The 24,693-nt window shown below is 72.3% G+C and carries 18 protein-coding genes and 2 tRNA genes; 12 read left to right on the top strand and 8 right to left on the bottom strand.

The genetic code is table 11. From position 1 onward, the window contains the following. Positions 1-6: 6 nt before the first annotated feature. Together WMF24_RS23860 and WMF24_RS23855 are read right to left on the bottom strand one after the other, a co-directional pair. Positions 7-1,653, bottom strand: coding sequence for a hypothetical protein (locus WMF24_RS23860; RefSeq protein WP_437738740.1), 1,647 nt, complete (start codon positions 1,651-1,653; stop codon positions 7-9). Continuing rightward, positions 1,650-1,913: a hypothetical protein gene (locus WMF24_RS23855; RefSeq protein WP_437738739.1), complete on the bottom strand. Its 264-nt coding sequence runs from the start codon at positions 1,911-1,913 to the stop codon at positions 1,650-1,652. Before WMF24_RS23855 ends, WMF24_RS23860 begins: the two co-directional genes overlap by 4 nt. Before the next feature lie 138 nt (positions 1,914-2,051). Between WMF24_RS23855 and WMF24_RS23850 the strand changes: the two genes are divergently transcribed. Further along, on the top strand, positions 2,052-2,738 hold the full coding sequence (locus tag WMF24_RS23850; RefSeq protein ID WP_437738738.1) for an SMI1/KNR4 family protein: 687 nt from the start codon (positions 2,052-2,054) through the stop codon (positions 2,736-2,738). 199 nt (positions 2,739-2,937) lie between these two features. Then, on the top strand, positions 2,938-4,497 hold the full coding sequence (locus WMF24_RS23845; protein ID WP_437738737.1) for a serine/threonine protein kinase: 1,560 nt from the start codon (positions 2,938-2,940) through the stop codon (positions 4,495-4,497). A gap of 135 nt (positions 4,498-4,632) precedes the next feature. Here WMF24_RS23845 and infC read toward each other — a convergent pair whose 3' ends face one another. From infC to WMF24_RS23830, 3 genes are all read right to left on the bottom strand, one after another. Continuing rightward, on the bottom strand, positions 4,633-5,361 hold the full coding sequence (gene infC, locus WMF24_RS23840; protein WP_437738736.1) for a translation initiation factor IF-3: 729 nt from the start codon (positions 5,359-5,361) through the stop codon (positions 4,633-4,635). Positions 5,362-5,599: 238 nt separating this feature from the next. Continuing rightward, complete coding sequence (gene thrS / locus WMF24_RS23835; protein WP_437738735.1) at positions 5,600-7,666, bottom strand: threonine--tRNA ligase; 2,067 nt, start codon at positions 7,664-7,666, stop codon at positions 5,600-5,602. A 33-nt stretch (positions 7,667-7,699) separates the two neighbouring features. Continuing rightward, positions 7,700-7,771, bottom strand: a tRNA-Val gene (locus WMF24_RS23830). A 302-nt stretch (positions 7,772-8,073) separates the two neighbouring features. Between WMF24_RS23830 and WMF24_RS23825 the strand changes: the two genes are divergently transcribed. The 9 genes from WMF24_RS23825 to WMF24_RS23785 all read left to right on the top strand — a co-directional run bounded on the left by WMF24_RS23825 (position 8,074) and on the right by WMF24_RS23785 (position 19,047). Next, positions 8,074-9,216 carry a transketolase gene (locus WMF24_RS23825; protein WP_437738734.1) on the top strand — a complete coding sequence of 381 codons (1,143 nt, stop codon included), beginning with the start codon at positions 8,074-8,076 and terminating at the stop codon, positions 9,214-9,216. 241 nt (positions 9,217-9,457) lie between these two features. Beyond that, positions 9,458-9,901: a preprotein translocase subunit YajC gene (yajC, locus tag WMF24_RS23820; RefSeq protein ID WP_437738733.1), complete on the top strand. Its 444-nt coding sequence runs from the start codon at positions 9,458-9,460 to the stop codon at positions 9,899-9,901. A gap of 55 nt (positions 9,902-9,956) precedes the next feature. After that, positions 9,957-12,110: a protein translocase subunit SecD gene (gene secD, locus WMF24_RS23815; protein WP_437738732.1), complete on the top strand. Its 2,154-nt coding sequence runs from the start codon at positions 9,957-9,959 to the stop codon at positions 12,108-12,110. A 107-nt stretch (positions 12,111-12,217) separates the two neighbouring features. Then, positions 12,218-13,462: a protein translocase subunit SecF gene (gene secF / locus WMF24_RS23810; RefSeq protein WP_437738731.1), complete on the top strand. Its 1,245-nt coding sequence runs from the start codon at positions 12,218-12,220 to the stop codon at positions 13,460-13,462. 114 nt (positions 13,463-13,576) lie between these two features. After that, positions 13,577-15,349 (top strand): single-stranded-DNA-specific exonuclease RecJ, encoded by a 1,773-nt coding sequence (gene recJ, locus WMF24_RS23805; protein ID WP_437738730.1) that lies wholly within the window; start codon positions 13,577-13,579, stop codon positions 15,347-15,349. A gap of 40 nt (positions 15,350-15,389) precedes the next feature. Then, entirely contained in the window at positions 15,390-16,169 is a 780-nt protein-coding gene (locus WMF24_RS23800; RefSeq protein WP_437738729.1) for an ABC transporter ATP-binding protein, read from the top strand. Positions 16,170-16,204: 35 nt separating this feature from the next. Continuing rightward, positions 16,205-17,320, top strand: coding sequence for an MlaD family protein (locus WMF24_RS23795; protein WP_437738728.1), 1,116 nt, complete (start codon positions 16,205-16,207; stop codon positions 17,318-17,320). Positions 17,321-17,554: 234 nt separating this feature from the next. Then, positions 17,555-18,697 carry a pyridoxal phosphate-dependent aminotransferase gene (locus WMF24_RS23790; protein ID WP_437738727.1) on the top strand — a complete coding sequence of 381 codons (1,143 nt, stop codon included), beginning with the start codon at positions 17,555-17,557 and terminating at the stop codon, positions 18,695-18,697. Positions 18,698-18,975: 278 nt separating this feature from the next. Further along, a tRNA-Val gene (locus tag WMF24_RS23785) sits at positions 18,976-19,047 on the top strand. A gap of 277 nt (positions 19,048-19,324) precedes the next feature. Here WMF24_RS23785 and WMF24_RS23780 read toward each other — a convergent pair. Further along, complete coding sequence (locus WMF24_RS23780) at positions 19,325-20,254, bottom strand: hypothetical protein (protein ID WP_437738726.1); 930 nt, start codon at positions 20,252-20,254, stop codon at positions 19,325-19,327. 76 nt (positions 20,255-20,330) lie between these two features. Then, on the bottom strand, positions 20,331-21,902 hold the full coding sequence (locus WMF24_RS23775; RefSeq protein ID WP_437738725.1) for a TIGR02266 family protein: 1,572 nt from the start codon (positions 21,900-21,902) through the stop codon (positions 20,331-20,333). Positions 21,903-22,155: 253 nt separating this feature from the next. On the opposite strand from WMF24_RS23775, the gene WMF24_RS23770 reads away from it, so the two are divergent. Beyond that, positions 22,156-22,521, top strand: coding sequence for a PilZ domain-containing protein (locus tag WMF24_RS23770; protein WP_437738724.1), 366 nt, complete (start codon positions 22,156-22,158; stop codon positions 22,519-22,521). Between the two features lie 317 nt (positions 22,522-22,838). Here WMF24_RS23770 and WMF24_RS23765 read toward each other — a convergent pair whose 3' ends face one another. Further along, complete coding sequence (locus tag WMF24_RS23765; protein WP_437738723.1) at positions 22,839-24,611, bottom strand: tetratricopeptide repeat protein; 1,773 nt, start codon at positions 24,609-24,611, stop codon at positions 22,839-22,841. Positions 24,612-24,693 lie beyond the last annotated feature (82 nt).

Genomic DNA, 24,693 nt, shown 5'->3' with positions numbered 1-24,693 from the left:
CGTTGTTCAGCGCGAGGGCGCGGCGCGGGGCGACGGCGGCTGCGCTCTATCGACGGGCGGCGCGGGCGGCACCGCCTCGAGCAGGGCGAGATCGCTCCAGAGCGCGTCGACGTAGCGCGAGCGCGGGCGCGCGTGGCGGATCGAGATCGCGTAGCCGCGGCCGGCGAGGACGCCGCGCGCCGCCGGCGAGAGCGCCTCGCTCGTGAGGAGCGCGCCGGCGGGGCCGGCCTCCTCGACGGCGTGGACCAGCGCGGCGTCGCTGCGGACGCGCACCGGCCGCCGGCCCGGCGCGCCCTCCAGGATCATCCGGTCGAGGTCGCGCGTGAGCACGGGCCGCTGCTCGGCGCCGTGCTCGCGGAGGAAGCCCACGATCGAGGCCGCCGGCGAGGGAGCCTGGTGCTGGCGCGCGAGGGAGAGCCCGTCCGCGAACCACTGCGCCGCGAGCGCCGCGACGAGGGCGGCGGGCGCCGCGGCGCGGACCGGGATCCGGCGCGTCGCGCGCGCCGCGGCCGCGCCCGCCGGCGCGAGCGACGCCGCGCCCGCGGCGAGGGCGACGAGGAGGAGCGGGACGAGCGGCAGCCAGTGCCGCGGCTTGTAGGCGATGTTCTGTCCGAGGAGCGCCCAGACGAAGTACGCGAGCGCGGAGGCCCAGAGCTCGGGCTGATCGCGCGCCGCGCGCACCGCGCGGCGGAGAGGGACGGCGCGGAGCGCCGCGGCGGCGAGGAGCGCGGCGAGGAGCGGCGCGCCGAGCCACCGCGCCGCCGGTGCGTCCGGCCACGCGCCGCCGAGGCCGTTGGCCCAGAGGCCCCAGACGACGCCGTGGAGGCGATCGAGCGGCGACGAGACGGTGATCGCCGTGCCCCCCCAGCGGGTGAAGTGCCCGAGCCCCTGCACCCACGTGGTCGCGACGAGGTCGCGCGGCGTCGCGATCAGCACGAGCGGCACGAGCCACGCGAGCACGCCGGTCGCGAGGTCGCGGCCGCGCGCGAGCCACGCGAGGCGGCCGCCCTCGGCGCGGGCGATGACGGCGAGGCAGGCGAGCGCGAACGGGAAGTACGAGAGGCGCACGCCGAGCCCCGCGCCGAGCAGCACGAGGGCGCCCGTGCGCGCTCGCGCGGCGCGCGGATCGGCCTGAGGGAGCGCGGCGGCCGGCTCGGTCCGAGCGGCCCCGGGCGGCGCGGCGGGCGCGACGCGCGCCGCGCGGTCGAGGCGCCGGGCGCGCGCGCAGAGCCAGAGCGCCGCGGTCGTCACCGCGGCGCCGGCCATGTCGCTGAGGAGCTTCTCGGAAGAGAGCCACAGGAACGGCGAGGCGAGCGCGAGGACGCCGGCGAAAGCCGCGGCGCGCCGCCCGGCGACGGCGCGCGCGAGCAGCGCGGTGAAGGCGACGACGGCCGCGCCCGACGCGGCGCTGACGACGCCGAGCGCGGCCTGCGGCGTCGCGCCGAGCAGCGCGACCCCCTTCGCGGCGGCGATGAAGACGGGGTAGTACGGCGCGTGCGGGCGGAGCTCGGCCACGTCGAAGCGCTCCACGCCGAGCGCGAACCGGAGCGCGTCGATGTCCTCGTCGTGGTCGATGCGGAAGAGCAGGCGCGCGGCGAGCGCGGCGACGGCGAGCGCGGCGAGCGCGATGGCGTCGCGCCGCGCCCCCCTCACGACCCCGAGCCGGAGCCCGATCCGGGCGCGTGCGTCGGCGCGCCGCAGTCCGGCGCGTCCGCGCCGGCGTCGACGATCGCGCCCGAGCCGGAGCCCGAGCCGGGCAGCGGCGCCGCGGGCGTGTCGCACTGGTCGAACAGCGCCTCGCCCGCGTAGTCGAGGCACGCGGTCGCGAGCGACACGAACACGAACGCGGTGCCCGCCACAACGAACGCGGTGCGGGCGCTGCGGAGCGACGCCCAGGAGCCCAAGCCGGCCACGCAAGCACCGTGCCGCCGGCGGAAATTGGCGTCAAGGATGGCGTCGAGCGCCCGCGCTCCGCGCCCCCGACGGCGTCGCGGCGCCTTGTGTCGCGCGTTTTTTGCTCTTTCGCGCGCGCTGCGCTTAGGGTCGCGCGCATGGAGTGGCTCGAGTCGATGCACCGCATCCGCGCGCTCAAGCTGGAGCTCGCGCGGATGGACCCGCGGCGGGGAATGCCGATCGCGCCGCCGGCGGGCGCGTCCGAGGCGGCGATCGCGGGCGTCGAGCGTCGGCTCGGGATGCCGCTGCCGCCGAGCTACCGTGAGCTGCTCGCGCGGCACGACGGCTGGCCGCAGCTCTTCGAGGGGGCCAGCCTGCTCGGGGTGCGCGCGCTCGCGCGCGGCTCGTACATGGACGTCGGGCGGATGGTGCTCGATCTCTGCGGGGGCGAGGAGACGGGCGGCGGAGGCGATCGCGACGCCGCGCCGGCGAGGGTGCGCGGCCGACACGGCGCGCGGAGCGCGCTCGTTCCGTTTGGCATCGACGCGGCGGCCGAGACCGTCTTCGCGTGGGATCCGGAGGCGAGGGCGCCTGACGGCGAGCTCGAGGTCATCCTCTGGACGAACGACATCGGGCTGCGCCTCTCGGGCTTCCCGGAGCTGCTCGAGACGGTGAAGGAGATGCTCGCCGCGGAGCTCGACGATCGCCGCCAGCGCGCCGCCGCGCAGCTCGAGCTGACGCCGCGGCAGCGCGCGCTCGTCGCGCCGAGGAGCCGCCCGCGCGCGGTCGCGGTGCCGCTCGCGCCTGCGCCCCGCGCGTTCGCGAGGAGCGCGCTCACGGGCTGAGCCCGCGTCGTCCGCGCGCCTGTCCTCGGCGAAACCCGCGAGCGCCCGCGTCCGGGAGCGCGACACGGAGCGCGTTCAGGAGACCTGGAACGCGCTCGTAACAAAGCCCACGCCGCCGCGCGCCGGGCCCCAGGGCGCGCCGGCGCGGCGCGCTGGTTGTTTCCGCGCACCGCGTGGGACGTGATGTACTAGGCGGAGCATGACGGAAGCCCACCAGCAGCAGCGCTACCGGGTCGTCGAGCGGCTCGCTTCGGGCGGCATGGCCGAGGTCTTCCTCGCGGAGAGCGCGGGGATCGAGGGGTTCAAGAAGCAGGTCGCCATCAAGCGCGTGCTCCCGCACCTCAGCGAGAAGAAGCGCTTCATCGCCATGTTCCTGGACGAGGCGCGGCTCTCCGCGCACCTCTCCCACTCCAACGTCGCGCAGGTGTTCGACATCGGCGTCGGCGACAACGCGTATTTCATCGTGATGGAGTACGTGGACGGCGCCGACCTGAAGGCCGTCCTCGAGTCGATGCGCAAGGCCGGCCGCACGCTCCCGGTCGAGTCCGCCGTCTTCATCACGGCCAAGCTCTGCGAGGGGCTCACCTACGCCCACGAGCTCAAGGCGGCCGACGGGCACCCGCTCAAGATCGTGCACCGGGACATGTCCCCCCCGAACGTGCTCATCACCAAGTACGGCGAGGTGAAGATCGTCGACTTCGGCCTCGCCAAGGCGACGAGCCAGCTCGAGAAGAGCGAGGCGGGCATCATCAAGGGCAAGTTCAGCTACCTCTCGCCCGAGGCTGCGCAGGGCCTGGAGGTCGATCACCGCACCGACATCTTCGCGGTGGGCGCCATCCTCTGGGAGATGCTCGCCGGCAAGCGGCTCTTCCTCGGCGACACCGACTACCAGACCGTCAAGCTCGTGCAGCAGGCGCAGATCCCGCCGCTCTCCGGGATCAACAAGGCCGTTCCCCCCGAGCTCGATCGCATCATCGCCCGCTCGCTGGCCCGCGAGCCCGACGAACGCTACGCCTCGGCGCGCGAGTTCGGCCGCGATCTGACGAATTTCCTCTACAAGTTCGGCCGGCCGGTCAGCGCCTACGACATCGCCGAGCACGTCCGGAGCGCCATGGCGCTCCGGAGACGCGCCCCCGCCTCGGAGAAGGCGTCGTTCATCGACAGGCTCATCGAGGAGACCCTCCTCGAGTTCACGTCGATCCCGGACGACAAGGCGGCGCCGAGCACCGCCCGGCTGAGCGAGCCGCTCAAGATCTCGGCCTTCGAGGACATCGGCAAGTGGGCCGACGAGATCAAGGTGTCGGCGCCCGGGGAGGACCTCATGCGGCGGTCCCTGGCCGCGGTGTCGGTCGAGGCGGGCAACCTGGCCGCGCTCGAGGAGCCGGAGCTCGTCGCCCCACCCGCGACGTTGCCGGCAGCCTCTCCGCTCAGGGCAGTGCCTCCGCCCCTGGCGGCTCCTCTGCCCGGACCCGCGGAGCCGCCGCGCGCGCCGTTCGTGCCGCCCGTGCCGCCCACGTCCGCGGAGCCGCCGCTCGAGAGGAGGCCCGAGACGACCCTGGCATCTCCACAGTTTGCGCCCGGGCTGCGGCCCGCAGCGCCGCCGCTCGCCGTGGCGCCTCCGCGCAACCTCGACGCGGGGCCGGTCCCGCAGGGCAATCAGGGCAAGGGAACGGGCAGCGCCGTGAAGGCCGTGCTGATCGCCGCCGCGCTGGCGGTCATCGCCGCGGGCGCGTGGCTCGGCGGCCTGATCCCGCACTGACACCGCGCCGCTCGCGCGCCGATCCTCCGGCGGACGCGCACCGGCGACACGACCGTCGCGCGCCGGCTCCGAGGCGGGCGCGCACCGCCGCCCGCGCTTCGCGGCAGGCGTCGTGGCGCGCGCTCGCCGGGCGCTCTACGCGTTGCCCTCGGCCTCGTCGTCGTCCTCGTCGTCGTCCTGCTCTTCGAGCTGCCTCTCGAGCTTCTCGATCTCCTCTTCCTCGTCGTTGGCCGTCGCCGGAGCGGCGCGGCCTTCCTGGAGCGCCTTCTGGCGGGCCTTCTCGGCGGCGGCGCGGGCCTGGGCGACCTTCTGCAGGATGGCGGGCTTGGGCGCCATCATCAGCGTCATCGTGCGCTGCTCCATCATCGGGCGCACCTCGACGTTCGCGATCTCCTCGCACTGCTGGACGATCCAGTCGAGCTGCTCCTGCGCCTTCTCCGGGTGCGTGATCTCGCGGCCGCGGAAGCGCACGGTGAACTTCACCTTGTGACCCGCGCCGAGGAACCGGTGCGCAGCCCTGGTCTTGAACTCGAGATCGTGGTCGTCCGTCTTGGGACGGAGCTTGATCTCCTTGATCTCCACCACACTCTGCTTGCGCTTCGCCTCGCGGGCCTTCTTCTTCTCGTCGTACTTGTACTTGCCGAAGTCGAGGATCTTGCAGACCGGAGGATCCGCCTTCGGGTTGACCTCGACGAGGTCCAGCCCCTTCTCCTGCGCCCGGCGCAGCGCCTCGTGGGTCTGCATGATGCCGAGCATCTCGCCATCATCGCCGATGACGCGGATCTCCGGGACGCGGATGCGCTGGTTGATGCGGATCTGCGGCCCCCGCTGGGCCTGCCGAGGGTCGAAGCGTCTCATCGCCATGTGGAATTTCGCTGCCTCCTTGTGTTCTGTGCTTCTGAAAGCGACGGACCGCCGCTGCGCGACCGATCCCGATCGCGGCGACCATCACCACGCCAATGTCGCCTGACTCCGCGCCGCAGGCAACGGCAGCAAGCACGGCGGCCGCTGCGTCGCTCGGGCGTACCGAGCCCGGGGCTACCGGGCTCGACGGGGGTGGGGAAGGGGCCTGCCGGCGGGAGGATCCGGACGGAACGGCAGGTCACGAACGCGATGCGCTCACCGCGAGGCGAGGGGGCCTCGACTCCGCGGCGAGCCGGTCGGCGAACTCCTCGAGCGGCATCGCCCCGAGGTCCTTGTTCAGGTCGCGCGACCGGGGGGCGACCTTGCGGCCCTCCGCCTCCTTGTCGCCGACGACGACGACGTACGGGACGCGCGTCAGCCGGGCCGCCCGGATCTTGGCGCCGAGCTTGTCGGAGCTGAGATCGGCCCTCGCCCGCAGCCCGCGGCTCCGGAGGTGGGCGACAACCTCCTGGGCGTAGGCGGCCTGCTTCTCGCTGACCGTGACGATGATCGCCTGCTCCGGGGCGAGCCACGCCGGGAAAGCGCCCCCGATGTGCTCGAGGTACACCGAGAAGAACCGCTCGAGCGAGCCGAGGATCGCCCGGTGGAGCATCACGGGACGGTGGGCTGCGCCGTCGGCGCCCGTGTACTCGAGCTCGAACCGGTCGGGCAGCGCGTAGTCCACCTGGATCGTTCCGAGCTGCCAGCTCCGGCGCAGCGCGTCCTCGACGTGGAACTCGAGCTTCGGGCCGTAGAACGCGCCCTCCTCGGGCGCGATCTCGAAGGGGAGGCCCGCCTGCTTCAGCGCGTCCGCGAGCGCCCCCTCCGCGGCGTCCCACTGCGCGTCCGTGCCGATGCGCTTCTTGGGCCGGGTCGCCAGCTTGATGTCGATCTTGGCGAACCGGAACGCCGCGTACACCTCGAGCAGGAGGCGCAAAAACGACTGGATCTCGCCGTGCATCTGCTCCGGCGCGCAGAAGATATGGGCGTCGTCCTGGCAGAAGCTCCGCACCCGGGCGAGCCCGTGGACGACGCCGCCGCGCTCGTACCGGTGGAGCCGGCCGAAATCGGCGAGCCGCCACGGCAGCTCGCGGTAGCTGCGCCGCCGCTGCCCGAAGATGAGGCAATGGCTCGGGCAGTTCATCGGCTTCTGCGCGAGCCGCTCGAGCTCGGCGAGCTGCTCCACGACGGCGGCGTCGCGCTTCTTGTCCGCTTCCTTGTACGCGGCCGCGTCCGCCTCGCCGGGGGAGACGCCGAGCCGGAGCGCGAGCCGCATCGCGTCCAGGTGCTCCGCCGTCACCGGCAGGTACATGTTCTCGCGGTAGTTCGGCAGGTGACCGCTCGTATCGAACAGCCGCTTGTCGAAGATCTGCGGGGTGATGACCTCCTCGTACCCGTAGTCGACGTAGAGGTCGCGCATGTACTGGACGAGCGCGTTGTAGACCTGGGCGCCGCGCGGCAGGAGGAACGGCATCGCCGGCGCGACCTCGTGGAACATGAAGAGCTCGAGCTCTTTCCCGAGCTTCCTGTGGTCGCGCTCCTTGGCCTCCGCGAGCAGCTTGAGGTGCTCGTCGAGCGCCGCCTGGCTCGGGAACGCCGTGCCGTAGATGCGCTGGAGCATCGGGTTGCGCTCGTCGCCGCGCCAGTAGGCGCCGGCCACGCTGACCAGCTTGACGGCCTGGAGCACCGAGGCGTCCGGCACGTGCGGCCCCTCGCAGAGGTCGACCCACTCGCGCTCGCCGTCGCTGTGCCGGTAGAGCGAGACGTCCTCGCCCGGCGGGATCGCGTCGATGAGCTCGCGCTTGTACGTCTCGCCCATCTGCGCGAAGAGCTCGTGCGCCGCCTCGCGGTTCACCACCTCGCGCCGGAACGGGCGGCCCGCGGCGATGATATCGCGCATCTTCGCCTCGATCTTGGCGAGATCCTCGTCCGTGAAGGGGCCGGTCGGCTTGTCGAAGTCGTAATAGAACCCCGCGTCGATGGCGGGGCCGATCGTGACCTTCGTGCCCGGGAAGAGGCGCTGCACGGCGTCGGCCATGATGTGCGCCGTCGAGTGCCGGATGATGCGCAGGCCGTCCGGATCGGTCGTCCGCACCGGCTCGATCCGGGTCGCCTCGTCGCGGAGGATGGGGGTGTGGAGGTCGAGGAGGCGCCCGTTGACCCGGGCGCCGATGACAGTGCGGTCCTTGGCGATGTCGTCGGCGAGAGCCTCGCGCACCGTGGTGCGGGCCGCCGAGGCGGCCTGGGCTGTCTGATCGAGGGCCATGAAACCTCGCAGGCTAGGTCTCCTGCTGATTTGTAGGCGCGGCCGGTTTCGAACCGGCGACCCCTACCGTGTCAAGGTAGTGCTCTACCACTGAGCTACGCGCCTGTGTCCCGCTCGCTCGGCGCGAGGCCGACGAAACGGAGAGCGCCTCCTATCAAGCGGGTACGATTCCGTCAAGCGATCAATTTCTTCTCGGTCGCTTTTTGCCGAGAGCACGCTGTCGCGCTGCCGTCGGTCGGCGCCGGTCGGGGCCGGTCCCGGGCCGGCATGGCGCCTCGCCGGTGCCGCCTGAGGTGGCCCGCCTGAGGCGGCCCGAGCCAGCGCGCGCGGACGACCGCCCAGGGCCCGGGCCGCGAGCCGCGCCCGTGCGCTTGACCTCGGGGTCGGCTCGGGTGACGAACGGCTGGATGGCAGGACCTGACGCTCTGGGCTCGCCGCCGGATCCGGCGGCGGTGATCGCGGTGGTCGAGGTGGCCACGGGGGGCGCGCTCTTCGCCGCCCACGCGGCGGTGCCAGGCGAGCTGCCGATCGAGCGCGCCCCGAGCGCCTCCGACGCGATCCGCGGCGCCGCGGCGCGCGCGCGCGCCGGGCAACGGGCGAGCGTCGTGCTGGGCGCCCACGAGCTCGTCGGGGCCCTCGCCGCGCTCGGCGAGGCGGCGGCGGTGCGGACGCCGCTCACGGTGCACGTCATCGAGCGGCGCGGCGGGCTCGCCGTGGGGCGCGACGAGCTCGCGCCGGCGCTCGACGTCGGCGCGGGGGTGCTCGTGACGTGGAGCAGCCAGGAGGCCGCCGACATGGCGCTCGTGGCGCGGCGCGCCGCCGAGGACAGCGAGACGCCGTTCCTGCACCTCGTCGATGCGCTGCCGTCGGACGTGTCCGGCCTCGGGGCCGCGCGCGCGCTCGCGGCGCGCTTCCTCGGCGCGGAGCGGACCCCGCCGACGTTCACCGACGTGGCCCCCGGCGAGAGCGACGGCGACGGGGGCCCGCGCCCCCAGGGCCGCGGCGTCGTGCGCAAGCGGGCCGAGCGGGGCTTCTGCGCGCGCGTGCCGTTCGCGCTCACCAGCGCGATGCGCGAGCTCTGCGAGCTGACCGGGCGGCCGCTCGGCGCCATCGAGCGCGTCGACACCGCCGACGCCGAGGAGATCATGGTCGTCGTGGGCTGCGCCTTCCCGGCGGCCCGCGAGGTCGTGCGCAGCCTGCGCGCGCAGGGCCGGCGCGTCGGCCTCGTCGGCGTGCGCGCGCTCCGCCCGTTCTTCGGCGCGGAGCTGGTCAAGACGCTCGGGCGGGCCAGGGCCGTCGTGGTGCTCGAGCCGCTCGACGTGCCCCTCGCCCCGTACGGGCCCGTCGCCGCCGCGGTGAAGGCCGCGTTCGCCGACGCGCTCACGTGGGCCCCGGGCTTCCCCGGCGTCGGGCGCATCCCGCCGATCATCTCCGCGACGTTCGCGACGATCGACGGGACGATCACCGAGCGCGACGTGCGCCTCTCGCTCGCGGAGATCGCGGGCGGCGAGCGGGCCCGCCGGCACATCGTGTTCGGCAGCGACGGCTGACGCCGCGCCGCGGCGGCCCGCCGCTCCCGGGGCGCTGGGGCGCGCCGCCCCCGGCGCACAGGGCAGGGGGGCACGAGCGGAAAAGCCTGCGAGCAGGGATTCCGGGCGCGACCGGGTGAGGCTGCCCGCCTAGCTCCTTGCGCGACCTCTGGATCCTGGGTATGGAGGCGGGCCCCGGGGGGTTGGGAGAGGCCCGCAATTTGCGGGCGAGCCCCGTCGGGTCCCGGAGACACGCGTCACCTTGGCAAGCTCAAACTGGTTCCAGCCGAACGCCGCCCCCGGGCGCGCGGGCAACGCGCCCGCCGCGCCGGCCGAAGGTCAACCGCCGCCGCCGTCCGGGGGCGAAGCGCCGCCTGCGCCGTTCGGCGGAGGGGCCTTCTCGTTCCTCATCCTGGCGCTGCCGCTGCTGCTCATCTTCGTGATGACGCGGAGCCAGAACAAGAAACAGAAGCAGATCGAAGCGAGCCTCAAGGTGGGCGACAGGGTCTACACCCAGTCCGGGATCTTCGGCCGGATCACCGACATCAGCCCGAACTCGCCAAAGGTCAAGCTGGAGATCGCCCCCGGCGTGAACGTGCAGGTCATGAAGAGCGCGATCCAGGGCCCGGACCCGGGCGAGGCCGCGGCGGCGGACGCCAAGGTCGCCGACAAGGCGAAGGAACCGGCGAAGGACAAGAAGTCGTAGGCCGGCGCTCGGCCCAAGAGGAAGCTTTCTACCGCCCCCCGCGGCGCCCCACTCCATGCTCCTAAACATCTTTCAGTACGGGTTCGCCGGCGTCGCCGGCCTGTGCCTCCTCGGCGCGTGGCTGAGCCGTCCGCGGCGCAACGTCTTCCTCTGGGCGGCGCTCTCCGCGGGCGCCGCCGCGATCGCGGCCCACTACCACGTGTTCTGGGCCCTCGCGGTGTTCGGGCTGATGGTGCCGTGGGCGCTGTTCTGCGTCGGGCCGTGGATCGACTTCTCGTGGCGCGTGAAGACGGGCTTCGTGCTGTTCCTCGCGCTCGGCTCGGCGCTCTGCATCTACCCGACCTACCACGACGAGCGGTTCGGCCGCCCCGACCCGTCGGGCCTGTCGTCCGAGGAGGTGTCGGAGCAGCAGACGAGGGCGCAGCGCGGGGATCTCGGGTTCAGCCGCTTCCTCACCTCGAACATCCCGTTCCGCCTCGTGCGCGGCCTCGACCTGAAGGGCGGCCTCCGGCTCGTCTACACGGTCGACGTCGACGAGGCGATCAGCGACAAGCGCGACCGGTACTACGACGACCTGCGCGCCGCGCTCGCGAGGTCGTTCGGGTTCGCCCAGGGCGACAAGCCGCCGACGATCGAGGAGATGCAGAAGCTCCAGGAGAAGCTCCGCATCGAGAAGTCGCGCGAGCAGGCCGACACGATCGTGATCACCTTCAACGACCCGGCGGACTCCGAGAAGATCAACGACGAGTTCCTCTCGAAGTTCCTGGGCGAGATGCAGCTCCAGCGCTCGGCGGACCGCAAGGTGGCGCGGTTCCGGATCCGCGACGAGGTGTCGAGCAGCATCCGCGAGCGCGCGGTGTCGCAGGCGAAGGAGACGGTGCTCCGCCGCGTCGACGGCCTCGGCCTCAAGGAGGCGAGCGTCTCGACCCGCGACGAGGACGTCATCATCGAGGTGCCCGGCGACGACGAGGCATCGTTCAACACGATCCGCGAGATCATCAGCCAGACGGCGCGGCTCGAGTTCAAGATGGTCGATGACGACCAGGACTTCTTCGAGCCGATCGCCAGGACCGCGAAGGAGGAGGACCTCCCGAAGGGCCTCACGTTCTCGATCGAGAACGCGCCGGTCGGCCCCGGGAAGACGAAGCCTGTCCACTTCGCCCGCATGGTGCGCGCAGAGCACGAGGAGATGCGCGACACCCTGAAGCGGCTGCGCGAGTGGGTCGGGACGCTCCAGGTCCCGCCGGACAACGAGATCGGCTTCGGCAAGCTGTTCGAGTACAACGAGGAGAAGGACGCGATCGAGGAGATCGGCTGGCGGACCTACTTCCTCTTCAGCAAGGCCGAGATCACGGGCGACATGGTGCGCGACGCCCAGGCGCTCCCCGACCAGAGCGAGGGCGGCCTCGGCGGCTGGTACGTGTCGATGGAGTTCACCCCGCTCGGCGCCGACCGGTTCGAGGACATCACGGGCCGGAATATCAAGCGGCGGTTCGCGATCATCCTCGACGAGAAGGTCGAGAGCGCGCCGGTCATCCAGACGAAGATCGGCGGCGGCCGCGCGCAGATCACGATGGGGTCGCAGAACCCCGACCAGCAGCTCCAGGACGCGCGCAAGCTCGAGCTGGTGCTCCGGTCGGGCGCGCTGCCGGCCCCGATCTCCCCGTCGAACGAGCAGCGCATCGGCCCGTCGCTGGGCCAGGACGCCATCCAGCAGAGCATGAAGGGCGCGATCGCGAGCGGGACGCTCGTGCTCGTGTTCATGGTGGTGATCTACAGCCGCGCCGGGTTCATCGCGAACATCGCCGTCGTCTTCAACCTCATCCTCCAGATCGCCGTGCTCGCGATGTTCGGCGCGTCGATGACGCTGCCCGGCATCGCCGGCCTGGTGCTCACCATGGGCATCGCGGTCGACGCGAACGTGCTGATCAACGAGCGCATCCGGGAGGAGCTCCGGATCGGCAAGAGCCCGCGCGCCGCGGTCGACGTCGGCTACGACAAGGCGTTCAGCGCCATCCTCGACGGCCACGTGACGACGCTGATCTCGGGGCTCATCCTCGCGCAGTACGGCACGGGCCCCATCAAGGGCTTCGCCATCACGCTGATCGTCGGCATCGCGATCAGCCTGTTCACCGGGGTCGTGTGCACCCGCCTGATGTTCGACTGGGCGGTCCGCGGCCGGAAGATCAAGAAACTCTCGCTCGGCTGAGGTAGGCGCGGGCGCGGGGCCCCGCGTCCTGTGGGAGGCCGCGAGCGCGGATCTCCGGCTTTCTGAGGGAGACCGCGGGCGCGGCGCTCCGAGACTGGGACACGACGATGGAACTCATCAAACCTGGCCGTCAGTTCGACTTCATGAGCAAGCGCTGGCTCTTCATCGGGCTCAGCGGCGTGCTGCTCCTCCTGTCGATCATCTCGTTCATCGTGCCGGGGCCGAAGCTCGGGACCGATTTCAAGGGGGGCACCGAGGTCGAGGTCGCCTTCAAGAGCGCGGTCTCGAGCGCCGAGGTCCGCGAGGCCGTCACGAAGTCGGGCTTCGACTCGCCGGACGTCGTGTCCGTCGCGGATCAGACCAACGCGAACCGCTACCTCATCCGCGTGCACGAGGTCTCCGCGCTCACGGAGCCGCAGAAGGCGGCGCTGCGCGAGCGGATGTGCCTGCCGCCCGAGAACGTCCCCGTCCCCGAGGACCGCTGCCCGCCGGCGGTGCGCGCGACCGAGGTCAAGTTCAGCCCCGGCGGCGACAAGATCTCCGCCCGCTACGACGCCGCGCCCGACCTGGAGGGGATCAAGAAGCAGTTCGAGGGCATCGAGGGCGTCGACATCCGGCCGGGCGCGAACAACCCGGTGATCGTCAGCGAGCGCGACAACAAGGTCGAGATCCACCTGAAGTCGAAGGGCGACCAGCTCATGGACGGCCTCCGGCAGCACCTCGGCGCGGACAAGGTGCCCGACCAGGCGCTCCGGGTCGAGTGGATCGGGCCGAAGGCCGGCGCGCAGCTCCGCGACGCGGCGATCAAGAGCGTGCTCATCACGATCTTCTTCATCATGGCGTACATCGCGTTCCGGTTCGACATCCGGTTCGCGCCGGGCGGCATCCTCGCGCTCGTCCACGACGTGGGCATCGCGCTCGGCGCCATGGTGATCACGCAGCGCGAGATCACCCTCTCCACCGTGGCCGCGCTGCTCACGATCGTCGGCTACTCGATCACGGACACGGTCGTCGTCTACGACCGCATCCGCGAGAACCTGGCGAAGCACCGCGACATGAGCTTCGCCGCGGTCATCAACAGCTCGCTCTCCGAGATGCTCGGCCGCACGATCCTCGTGTCCGTGTCGACGTTCCTGTCGCTCGTCATGTTCCTCTTCTACGGGACGGGCGTGATCAGGGACTTCGCCTTCACGCTCGTGGTCGGCATCGTCGTCGGCACGTACTCCTCCATCTACGTCGCGGCGCCGCTCACCGAGTGGATCGATCGCCGGTTCTTCGGCTCCTCGGGCGGCGGCAAGCGCAAGAAGGTGAGCCGCGTCCGCGCGCAGAAGCGCGCCGACGCGGTCGTCTGAGCGCCTCGCCCGTCGCCGTGCCGCGCCCGCCCGCGGCGCTCGATTCGACGCCCGATTCTACCCCCGCTTCCAGCCCGTAGACGCCACCGTGGCGCCGGTGTACCCGCTCCTGCGATGACGAGCACGGCCACGGTGGCCTGGAAGGAGCTCGCCGAGCGCGATGCTCCGGCGCCCGCGGCGCGAGGCGGCGCGAGCGCGCCCTGCGCCGAGCGCATCGCCGATCCGGGCGAGGCGTCGCCCGAGGCGCTCGCGATGGCCCGCGAGCTCGGCCTGTCGATCACGGTGGCCGACATCCTGCACCGGGCTGGCCGCGCGCCGGACGACGCCACCCGGCGCTTCCTCGACCCGCGGCTCTCCCACCTCACCGCGCCCGACGCCATGGCCGATCGCGAGGCGAGCGCCGACCGGATCGCCCGCGCCGTGCGCGCCGGAGAGCGGATCGCCGTCTTCGGCGACTACGACTGCGACGGGATCACCGCGACCGCCATCATGACCGGCGCGCTGCGCGCGATGTCCGGCCAGGTCGTGCCGCTGCTCGCGACGCGCGCCGAGGGGAGCTACGGCCTCTCGGCGCCGGCGCTCGAGCGCGTGCTGCGCGCTTGCCCCACGCTGCTCATCACGTGCGACTGCGGCTCGAGCGACCACGAGCGGCTCGCCGCCGCGCGCGCGGCCGGCGTCGACTGCGTCGTCATCGACCACCACCTCGTGCCGGCCGAGCCGCTCCCCGCGATCGCGTTCCTGAACCCGCACCGCGCCGACTGCGGCTTTCCGTACAAGGGGCTCGCGTCGTGCGGGCTCGCGCTCTCGCTCCTGGCCGCCGTGCGCAAGAAGCTTGGCTCGTCGCTCGATCTCCGGCCTTACCTCGACCTCGTGGCCATCGGCACCGTCGCCGACGTCGCGCCGCTGACCGGCGACAACCGCGCGCTCGTGCGCGCCGGCCTCGGCGTGCTCCAGACCGGGCCGCGGCCCGGGCTCCGCGCGCTCGCGGCCCTCGCCAACCTCGACCTCGGGCGCGGCGCGTCCGCCGAGGACGTCGCCTTTCGCATCGCGCCGCGCCTCAACGCGCCGGGCCGGCTCGGCGACCCCGACGTCTCGCTGGAGCTCTTGCTCACGCAGGACAGCGTGACCGCCTCGGCGCTCGCCGCGACGGTCGAGCAGGCGCAGATGAAGCGGCGGGCCATCCAGGACGAGATGCTCGCGTCCGCGCTCGCCGAGATCGAGCGCGCCGGCTTCGATCGCGACCCGGCGATCGTCATCGCGCGGCAGGGCTTTCACCCCGGCGTCGTCGGCATCGTCGCGGGCAGGCTCACGGCGCGCTTCGGCAAGCCGACGATCGTCATCGGCCTCGAGGGTGCAAAGGGGCGCGGCTCGGTGCGGGGCCCCACAGGCGCGCGCCTCCACGACGCGCTCGTCCGCTGCAGCGCCGAGCTCGTCGGCTTCGGCGGCCACCAGGCGGCGGCCGGCGTCGAGGTGCGCGCCGACCGCGTCGAGGCGCTCCGGGCGGCCTGGTGCGACGCCTTCCGCGAGATGGACCTCCCGGCGGTCGCGCCGCACGCGACCGCCCACGCCCGGCTCGACGACCGCGACGACCCCTCGGTCGTGGCGCGCGACCTCGAGCGGCTCGAGCCGTGCGGCGAGGGGAACCGGGCGGCGCACGTCCTCGTGCCGGGCGCGGCCGTTCGCTCCGCCAGGAACCTGAAGGGCCACCTCAAGCTCGAGCTCACCTTCGCCCGCCGCGAGATCGCCTGCTTCGGGTTCGAGCTGGGCGAGCTCGCGCCCCGGTTCGCCGGCGGGCGCGTCGACGTCGTGGGCCGCCTCCGGCGCGACGCGTGGCGCGGCGGGGACGCCGTCGAGATCAGGATCGAGCACATCGCGGCGGCCGACTGAGCGTTCGCGGCGGCCCCGGGCGCCGTGCTAGCGTTCGCGCGTGGCTGAGCCGCTGATCCGGTTCTCGCATGTGCGCAAGGCCTTCGGGCCGAAGGTCATCTACCGCGACCTGAACCTCGCCGTGTACCCGGGCGAGACGCTGACCGTCATGGGTGGCTCTGGTGTCGGCAAGAGCGTCATGCTCAAGCTGCTCATCCGTCTGCTTGACGCTGACAGTGGAAGTGTCCAGTTTCACGGTGAGGAGATCACGAAGGTGAGCGAGGCGCGCATCGCCGGGGTGCGTCAGCGCATCGCGATGCTCTTCCAGGGGGGCGCCCTGTTCGACTCGATCTCGGTCGGCGAGAACGTCGCTTACGGCCTGCACGAGCACTTCCGCAAGGAGATGACCGAGGCGCAGATCGCCGAGCGGGTGCACTGGGCGCTGTCGCTCGTCGGCCTGCCCGGCATCGAGCAGATGCGCCCCGGGGACCTGTCCGGCGGCATGAAGAAGCGCGTCGGCCTCGCCCGCGCCATCGCGGTGCAGCCCGAGGTGATCCTCTACGACGAGCCGACGACCGGCCTCGATCCGATCAACACCGAGCGCATCAATCACCTCATCAAGGGGCTCAAGCAGGCCCTCAACGTCACGAGCATCGTGGTGACGCACGACATGAAGAGCGCGTTCTCGATCTCGGATCGGATGGCGATGATCTACCGAGGCGAGGTCATCGCGACGGGGACGCCGGACGACTTCCGCGCCTCCCAAGATCCTCGTGTCGCCGATTTCATTACCGGTACCGCTCCGGTGAACGAAGACGTCCAGACGCTTCTCGGCGCGTGACGATGCCCTCGAGATAGCGCAAGATGCCCTTCCGCATGGGCAGAGCGCGCGATCTGAAGGTCGGACTCTTCGTGCTGGCGGGGCTTATCCTTTCCGGCCTGGTCATTTTCCTGATAGGCGACGAGCGACGGCTGTTCGACTCCTCGGTCGAGTTCTCGACGAGCTTCGCCGACGTGCAGGGGCTGAAGCCGGGCGCGCCGATCCGGATGGGGGGCATCGACATCGGCCATGTGGCTGAGGTCGGCTACGGCCCCGACCCGAAGGACACAAAGATCTACGTGAAGCTCGAGGTCGTCGAGAGCGAGGCGGGCCGCATCCGGACCGACAGCAAGGCCCAGATCGCGAACAAGGGCCTGCTCGGCGACAAGATGCTGGAGATCACGAAGGGGCAGAGCCCGGATTCGGTCCCGCCGGGCGGCCAGATCCCGGGCGAGGTGCCGACCGACGTGATGCAGACCGTGAGCGGGATGGCCGAGAAGGCCGAGGCGACGCTCGACAACATCCAGAAGGTCTCGGAGAACATCGCCGACGAGAAGCTCCACAAGGACCTCCGCGAGACGGTCGCCTCGGCGAACACGCTGATGAAGCAGGTGACCGAGGGCGAGGGGTACCCGCACCGCTTCCTGACCGACCCCGAGGAGGCCGAGCGCATCTCGCGCACCCTGGCGAGCCTCGACCGGGTGAGCACGGAGCTCGCGACCACGCTGCGCGAGGTGCGCGGGGTCGTCTCGCGCGTCAAGGAGGGGCCGGGGTTCGCGCACGACGTCATCTACGGCGACGGCCCGCAGAAGCAGATTCAGCAGTTCGGCAACGCCGCGGACGAGGTCGCCATGACGCTGCGTGGCATCCGCGAGAGCGACAGCCTCGCGCACGACGCGCTCTATGGCGGCAAGGGCGACGGCGCCGAGGCGCTCGCCAACGTGACGGCGATGACGGGGGACCTGCGGGCGATCGTTCACGACATGCGGGCGGGCAAGGGGACGCTCGGCGCGCTCCTCGTCGACCCGTCGATCTACGAGGACATGAAGAGCCTGCTCGGCAACGTGCAGCGCAACGACGTGCTCCGCGCGCTGGTGCGCTACTCGATCAAGCAGGACGAGCAGAAGCCCGCGGTCCAGGTCGGCGGCGCCACGCAGTCACCGTCGCCCTAGCGCGGCGACGGGCTCCAGAGAGCGCCGGCGGCCAGCGCCGCGCCGGGCTCGGGGGCCCCGGATGAGCGCGGCGCAGGCAGCCGCGTGCCGTGCGAGGCACATCCGCGCCGATTGCGCAACCGCGGGGCGCTAGTGCCTTGCGTCGTCCGGGACCCCCTTTTATTCCTCATTGTCTCGATGCCCAGGAAGCTCGCTGACCGACTGTCGGCCGTCGCGCCCAGTGCAACGCTCGCCATGGCGGCGAGGGCTGCGCGCCTGCGCGCCGAGGGGCACACGGTGTACTCGTTCAGCGTGGGCGAGCCCGACTTCGACACGCCCGAGCATATCCGCAGCGCGGCGAAGGCGGCGCTGGACGCCGGCGCCACCCACTACACGGCCGTGTCCGGCACCCCCGAGCTGAAGTCGGCGATCTGCGCGTCGACGGAGCAGCACCGCGGATGGCGGCCGCTGCCGAGCCAGATCACCGTGAGCTGCGGGGCGAAGCACGCGCTGTTCAACCTCGCTGTCGCGCTCTTCGAGCCGGGCGACGAGGTCGTCATCCCGGCGCCCTACTGGGTGAGCTACCCCGAGCAGGTGCGCCTCGTCGGCGCCACGCCGGTCATCGTCGAGACCGCCGAGGCGGCCGGCTTCCGTCTCACGCCGGAGGCGCTGCAGGCCGCGCTGTCCCCGCGGGTGAAGGCGATCGTCCTGTGCACGCCCTCGAACCCGACCGGCTCGGCGTACGCGGAGGAGCACCTGCGCCCGCTGATCGGCGTGCTGCGGCGCCACGACTGCTGGATCATCGTGGACGAGATCTACGCCGACCTCACCTACGACGGGTTCCGCCACGCGTCGCTCCCCGCCCTCGCGGAGGACCTCGCGCCGCGCGTGATCGTGGTCGACGGCGTCAGCAAGACGTTCGCGATGACGGGCTGGCGCGTCGGCTGGAGCATCGCGCCGACCGAGGTCGCACGGGCGCTCGACGTGGTCCAGGGCCAGAGCACCTCGAACGCGGCGGCCGTCGCCCAGGCCGCCGCCGTCGCGGCGCTGAACGGACCACGCGACGCGGTGTTCGCGATGCGCGCGGCCTTCGCCCGGCGGCGCGCGCTCATGGTCGAGGGCCTCAACGCGATCCCGGGGATACGTTGCCGGATGCCCGAGGGCGCCTTCTACGCCTTCGCCGACGTGCGCGGCCTCTGCGGCCGCTCGTCCCAGGGGAAGGTGCTCGCGAGCGACGAGGACGTGGCGACGTGGATGCTGGATCAGGCGCACGTGGCCTCGGTCGCCGGCGCTCCCTTCGGGGCGCCCGGCTACCTTCGGTTCTCCTATGCCTGCGACGAGGACCACATCGAGGCTGGCCTGGCCGCGCTCCGGCGCGCCGTCGCGACGCTGGATTGACGGTCCGCGTCCCCGGCCTGTCCGCGCGGCGGCGCGGCAGCGCGAGCGCCAGGTGCGCGGAAGCGGCCGCTCGCCTGATCCACGTCCTCCGGGCCGCGGGGAGGGGCCCCGGGGTCGAGGCTTCGGGCGACGGCGGTCAGAGCGGGCCGCGATGGCCTGCGTTTCCCGCGCGTCTCGAAGAATTCGACATCGGCAGCGAGTTGTTCTTGTCGAACGCCGATGTCTGGGTTAAAAGCGCCACGTCTTCCGAAACGGCCGGGTGACAACCGGCTGGAATCGGGCGCATAACTCAGCGGTAGAGTGCGTCCTTCACACGGACGAAGTCGCAGGTTCAAGTCCTGCTGCGCCCACCCCGATTCGCGTTCCTGGCGAGCTGAACCGCACGCCTCGTGCCACCCGCGTGGCCGTGCCGGTGCCGCCAGATGTCGCGTGACGCAGGCCTGCGCACCGGGATGTGTTCCGGCGCGATGGACGCTGGCGCCGCCGTTGCTGGTCTGGGGCGTATCGACGCCGCCAGGGTCGCAGGGCCTGGCCGGTGCCCAGACGAGAGCGCGGAGCGTTGACGCGAATCCGCGTGGAGCGAACGCGCGCAGCGGTGACGAGGGCCCCCGGGGAGCGAGAGGGGCGTCAGGGCGCAGCGCTCGCCCCGGGCGGGGCAGCTGCCGGCTTCTCGTTCTTGCGCTTCTCGATGACGCTGGCCGTGGCGCGCAGCTCCTTGGCCATGGAGGCGCACTTGAGGCAGCGGCGCCTGCGCGAGCCCGCACAGCGCTGCGGGGTGAGATAGGCCTTGATGTAGTGCAGCGCGCGGACATCGCCCTCCTCGCGCGCCCTGGCGAGCAGCGCGCTCGTGGGGCACTCCGTGATCCGGCGCAGGTCGTCGGCGACGAGCAGCGCGGGCGTCGCGAGCTGCCGCACGCTGCTGTCGAGCATCAACCTGCTCGCGTTGTCCCTGATCCAATCGCCGAACTTCGGCGCGGTCATGACCTCGTAGAGCAGGTCGGGGCCGCGGCTCCCCATGTGCTTGGCCATCAGATCGAGCGAGGTGAGGGCGACGTCCGGGGGGCCGTTGGCGATCCTCAGGAGGAGCTGCCTCAGCTCGTCGTTCCCGGTCTCCTCGGGGGCGATCTCGAACAGCCGCTTCGCCGTGAGCAGCGCGGCGGCCGACGCCTTCTCGCGCCCCTGCGCGATCGCGAGCGCCCTGAGGACCGCAGGGTCCTCCGGATACCGCTCCGCGAGCGCACCGAGCGCGGCGCTCCCCCCGGCCTGGGCGCTCTCGAGCTCCGCGGGTTGCGCGCGGGCAGGCTCCGGCTTGGCGGGGACCTCGGGCTCCTCGGGCTCGTCCTCGGGCGCGGCGGTCGTGGGCTGGGGGGCAGGCGCCTTGACGGGCTCGCCGCTGCTCGCCGCGGCGGGCGCCGCAGGCCTCCGCGTCACGACAGCGCCCCGCTCGAGGGTCGCCACGGCCGCCGGCTCGCGCAGCGCGACCGCGCCGCAGACGACGGCCGTCGCGGCCAGCAGGCCCAGCGCGGCCAGCGAGGCGGCCGTCTTGGGGCGGTTCAACCCTGACTCACCGACCTGACTTCCCGAGCCGCTCATCGCAGCTACCCCTCCCGCGGGGAACCCGCGGCGCTGTCCATCAACCGTAGGGATCGTCGTTCTTCGGCGGCTTCGGCGCCGCCGGCCTCGGCCTGGGCGTGGCCGGCCTGGGCGCCGCCGGCTGGACCGTCGCCTTGGGAGCCGCCGGCTCCGCCGTTGGCGCGGGTGCCGTGGGCTCGGCCGTCGCGGTGGGCGCCGTGGGCTCCGCCGTCGGCGTGGGCGCCGCGGGCTCCGCTGTCGCCTTGGGCGCCTCGACGGTCGCCGTGGCGGTCGCGGTCGCCGTGGCGGTCGCGGTCGGCGTGGCGGCGGGAGGGGCCGTTTCCGTCGCCGCGGGCGCAGCCTGGGTCGGCTCAGGCTTCTCCTCCTGCGCCGGCGCCGCCGCGGGCTGCTCCGGCGGGGTCGGCGTGGGCGGCGCGGCGGGCTTTGGATCGCTCTGCCAGAAGACGAGCCAGAGCGCACCGCAGAGCGCCGCCGCGACGAGCAGGATCGTGAGCAGCCGCCCGGTGCCGCTGCTCTCCTCCTCCTGCGCGAGCGGCGCCTTGCCCGTGGCGGCGGCCTTCGCGGCGACCGCCTTCTCCTCCTTCGGCTTCGCCGGCGCCGCCGGCCTCGCCGCGGCTTGCTCCTCGGATGCCCTCGCTTCCTGGCGCGCAGGCCGGGCGGGCGGCTCCTCGGCCGGCGCCTTCTCCACCACCTCGGCGGGCCTCCTGGCTGCCGCGGCCTTCGCCGGCCTCGCCTCGGCGGCGGGCACGTCGTCCCGCGCGTCCCGCTCGTTCGCGAGCTGGGCGACCGCCGCGACCGGCACGGCCGCGGGCTCGGCCAGCGGCCTCGCCTGCTCCTCCTTCGGCGCCGGCGCCGGCTCGGCCTTCTTCGGCGGGGTGGCGATGAGCGGCTCCTTGGACGCGCCGATCTCCTCCAGCGACCCGCCGGCCTCCGCGAGCGCCTGCTTCAGCAGCTCGGCGGCCTGCTTCATCATCGTCCGCTCGTCGGGCGGCGGCATCTCCTTCTCGGGGTTCGTCTGCGGGAAGAAGCTGCCGGCCTCCACGAGATCGGCCTTCTTCATGGCGTCGCCCTTGCCCGCGTCGCCCTTCGGGCTCGCCCCGATCGCGCCGAGGCCCAGCATCGTCGACGCGCGCTTCACCTGCGCGGCCTTGGCCGCCGCGGGCTCCGCCTGCGGCGCCGGCGCCGGCGCCGGCGCGGCCGCGGGCTCCTGCGCCTCGTCCCCCAGATCGGCGCGGTCGGTGATGCCCGCCTCGAACGCCGACCCGGCCCCCTGCTGCGCGTCGACGAGCCGGGTGATCACGGCCTTGGACTTCTCATCGATCTTGATGAACTTCACGCCCATGCCCGACGGGTGCGCGTCGCTCGCCTGCGCGGGCTCGCGCTTCCACACGACGCGACCGACGCCGGCGATGACGGCCTGCTCGTCTTGCAGCCGGATCTCGAACTTGAGAAGCGTGCCGGGGGGGAAGGGCGACGGCGTCTTGATGAAGATGCCGCCTCGGCTCACGTCATGCGAGTGGTGCTCGATGAACTCGTCGACCGTGGCGCTCTTGTAGCGCACGGTCATCTGCAGCACCCTCGCTCGCGGATCTTTGCGTGTGTCCTGGGCCATCAGGGTAGAACTCCGGTCTACTTCGCGACTCGCTCCTGCGGATGTGGTCCGCATGTTACCCAAGGTTCGCCGCGAAGCCCAAAGGCTAACACGTGACGGACGCTTTACCGACCGCGGCCATGGGCTTCACCGGGCGAGCACGCTGTTCGTGCGCGTGTGCTCGCGCCCGCGCCGCTGCGATGCAGGCTCGGCGACACGAGCTTCCTCGCGCGCTTCTCGTGATATGTTCGCGCCGACTGGAGAATGCGCCGAGATGGCTGTCCGGGACCACTTTCGCGCTCACGCGAGGCGACGCGTCGATCTTGGGGCGACGCTGCGCGATCGGCAGTCGATCGAGGAGCACGGGGTGCGCATCCGCGATCTCGGTCTTGGCGGCGCCGGGATCGAGCTCTCGGAGGCCCAGCTCGCGTCGGAGCTCCTCGATCCCGAGGCGCCGGTGACGCTCGAGGTCGCCACGCCGAACCTGTGGGATCCGCTGAGCCTCCGCGGCCGCATCGCCTGGATCCGCCGCGGCGCGGCGGGCCGGCCGGCGCGCGCGGGCGTCCGGTTCGAGCATCACGACGCCGGCGCGCTCTACGCGCTCTACCAGTTGCTCGGCACCGAACGCTTCGACCTCTAGCGCGAGGGGCGCCCGCTTCGGATACGGGCCCATCTCGACGTTTTCGGTGCTCGGCGTACGGGAGTACGCCTGCGCGCCGAAAACGCCGATCTGGGCCCGTCTCCTGTGCGGGCGCCCCTCGCGCTGCCGACCAAGAGGAGAGGCGGGGAGTAGGGGGGCGGATGGGGGAGGCGGGGACGGGCGTACGGGAGTACGCCTGCGCGCCGAAAACGTCGAGATGGGCCCGTCTCCTGTGTGGGCGCCCCTCGCGCTGCCGACCAAGGAGAGGCGGGGGAGGATGGGGCGGGGACGGGCGTGCTGGGGCACGCCGGGGGGCGCTAGAGGGCGAAGACGGGGCCGATCGTCGGGGCGAAGACGAGGCCGAGCGTCGGCCACATCAGCATGACCTTCACCTCGGCGGATACACCCAGGTTCGGCGTGATGCCGTAGACCACACCGGCGCCGACGCCCGAGAAATTGCGACCGGTGATCTGGAAGGCGTCGAGGTCCTCGACGAAACGTGAGCCCGACGGGCACCTGTTGCTGCCGTTGCCGCCCTGCGGCCTTCCCTGCTCGTCACGGCGATCGCACACGTCGACAGGCACCGAGGCGTTCACCTGGGCGTAGCCGATGGGCGACACGAACGCATACGGGCGGAACCCACCCTTCTCGACAATCCGATCTCCCAGGAAGAAGTACGTGGCGCGGATCTCCCCGTGGAACGGCATGAAGGGGAGCGCCCGGTAATGACTGTGCTGGCTCTCCCGGGGCAACGGCGTGCCCCGCGCGTCCCTCCACTCCGTCTCCGGCGCCTCCGACGACGGCGACCCGCCGAACGAGAAACCGAGCCGCGCGCCCACGAGCAGCGGGAGATTCGCGAAGAACTGCCGGTCGTACGACAGCATCACGCGCACCCCGGCAGGGCTCAGGCCACCCTTGACCCCGTTCGTTCCGGGAAGATCGGCCGGCTCACCGTAGAACTGCTGGCCGTCGGTGCCGGGATAGAAGCAGGCGTACGCGGAATCGCCGCCCGAGCAGACGTAATCCGTACCGCGCACGAGGAGCAGGTCGAGCTGCCCCCAGAGGCCGAACACGTTCCGGTTGCCCTTGCCCTCCGCGGCCCCTCCGCCCTCCTCTTCCCCCTGCTCGCAGGTCCCGTTCAGGCAGACAAGCCCCGACTTGCACTCCACCGTCTCCTCGCAGGTCGCGCCCCAGCCCTTGTCCCCGCGCTCGCCGCCGGCCTCGGGGCAGCCCGGCAAACCGGGCGGGCAGTCCTCCTTCGCGGCGCAGCGCTGCGGCGGATCCTGGCCGGGGAGCGAGGGCTCGGTCTCGATCTCGTTCTTGATCGGCACCCGGTGCGGCGCCTGCATCGAGCCGGCCGTGCCCACAGGATCGCCCGCCTCGTCCCGCAAGATCACGAAATACCGGACGTCGCCGGTCGTCGTGACATCCTCGCACGGGATCTCGGCCCCGAAGCCGTCCCCGAGGCGCGGCATCTCCAGCGACTTCCACTTCGGCGAGCCGAACGGCCTGTACCGCAGCGTCGCCTTGGCCGCGTCGATCTCCTCCGGGACCTCGACAAAGACCGGCACCGGCGTGTTCACCGCCTGCTCGGCCACCGGCGTGTGCGGGACGTCGCCAGCGGCCTGCTTCGCCGGCTTCCCGCCCTCGCCCGAGGTCTCGCCCGCGCCCTTCCCGGCGCCGGACTGCACATCCTTCTGGGCCTCCTTGAAGGCCTGGGCCAGCTCGGTCGTCGTCAACGCGTCGATGAGCGCCGCCTTCGGATCGGCCCGGAGCGCCAGCACGAACTCCGCCCTCGCCTGATCGAGCTTGCCGCCGCCGCCGTAGACCGTGCCGAGCGCGATGTGGAGCTTGCCGATCACCGGCCGCGTGCACGCGTTCTTCTCGCACCGCTTCAGGGCGTCTCTGAGCTTCTTCTCCGCCTTGTCGAACTCGACCGAGAGGTAATCCTCGTCCATCGCCTGGTTGTGCAGCTTCATCGCCTCCGCGTCCCTCTCACCGGCGGCGCTGGCCGCAGCCGGCGCGCCGAGGACGAGCAGCGAGGTCAGAGCGAAGGCGAGGCGAGCGCGGCGTGAACGGCGAAACAGCACGGGTTCATACCTCCAGGAAGTGCCGGGGATGGGCGCTTGCTTTCAGGAGCGGAGCCGCGGGCGACTCCAGGACTGCGCGGTC

The organism is Sorangium sp. So ce1335 (genome assembly GCF_051521615.1).
Lineage (GTDB): Bacteria > Myxococcota_A > Polyangia > Polyangiales > Polyangiaceae > Sorangium.
Note: the sequence above shows the minus strand (reverse complement) of the source record. Positions and strands in the feature narration are given on the sequence as shown.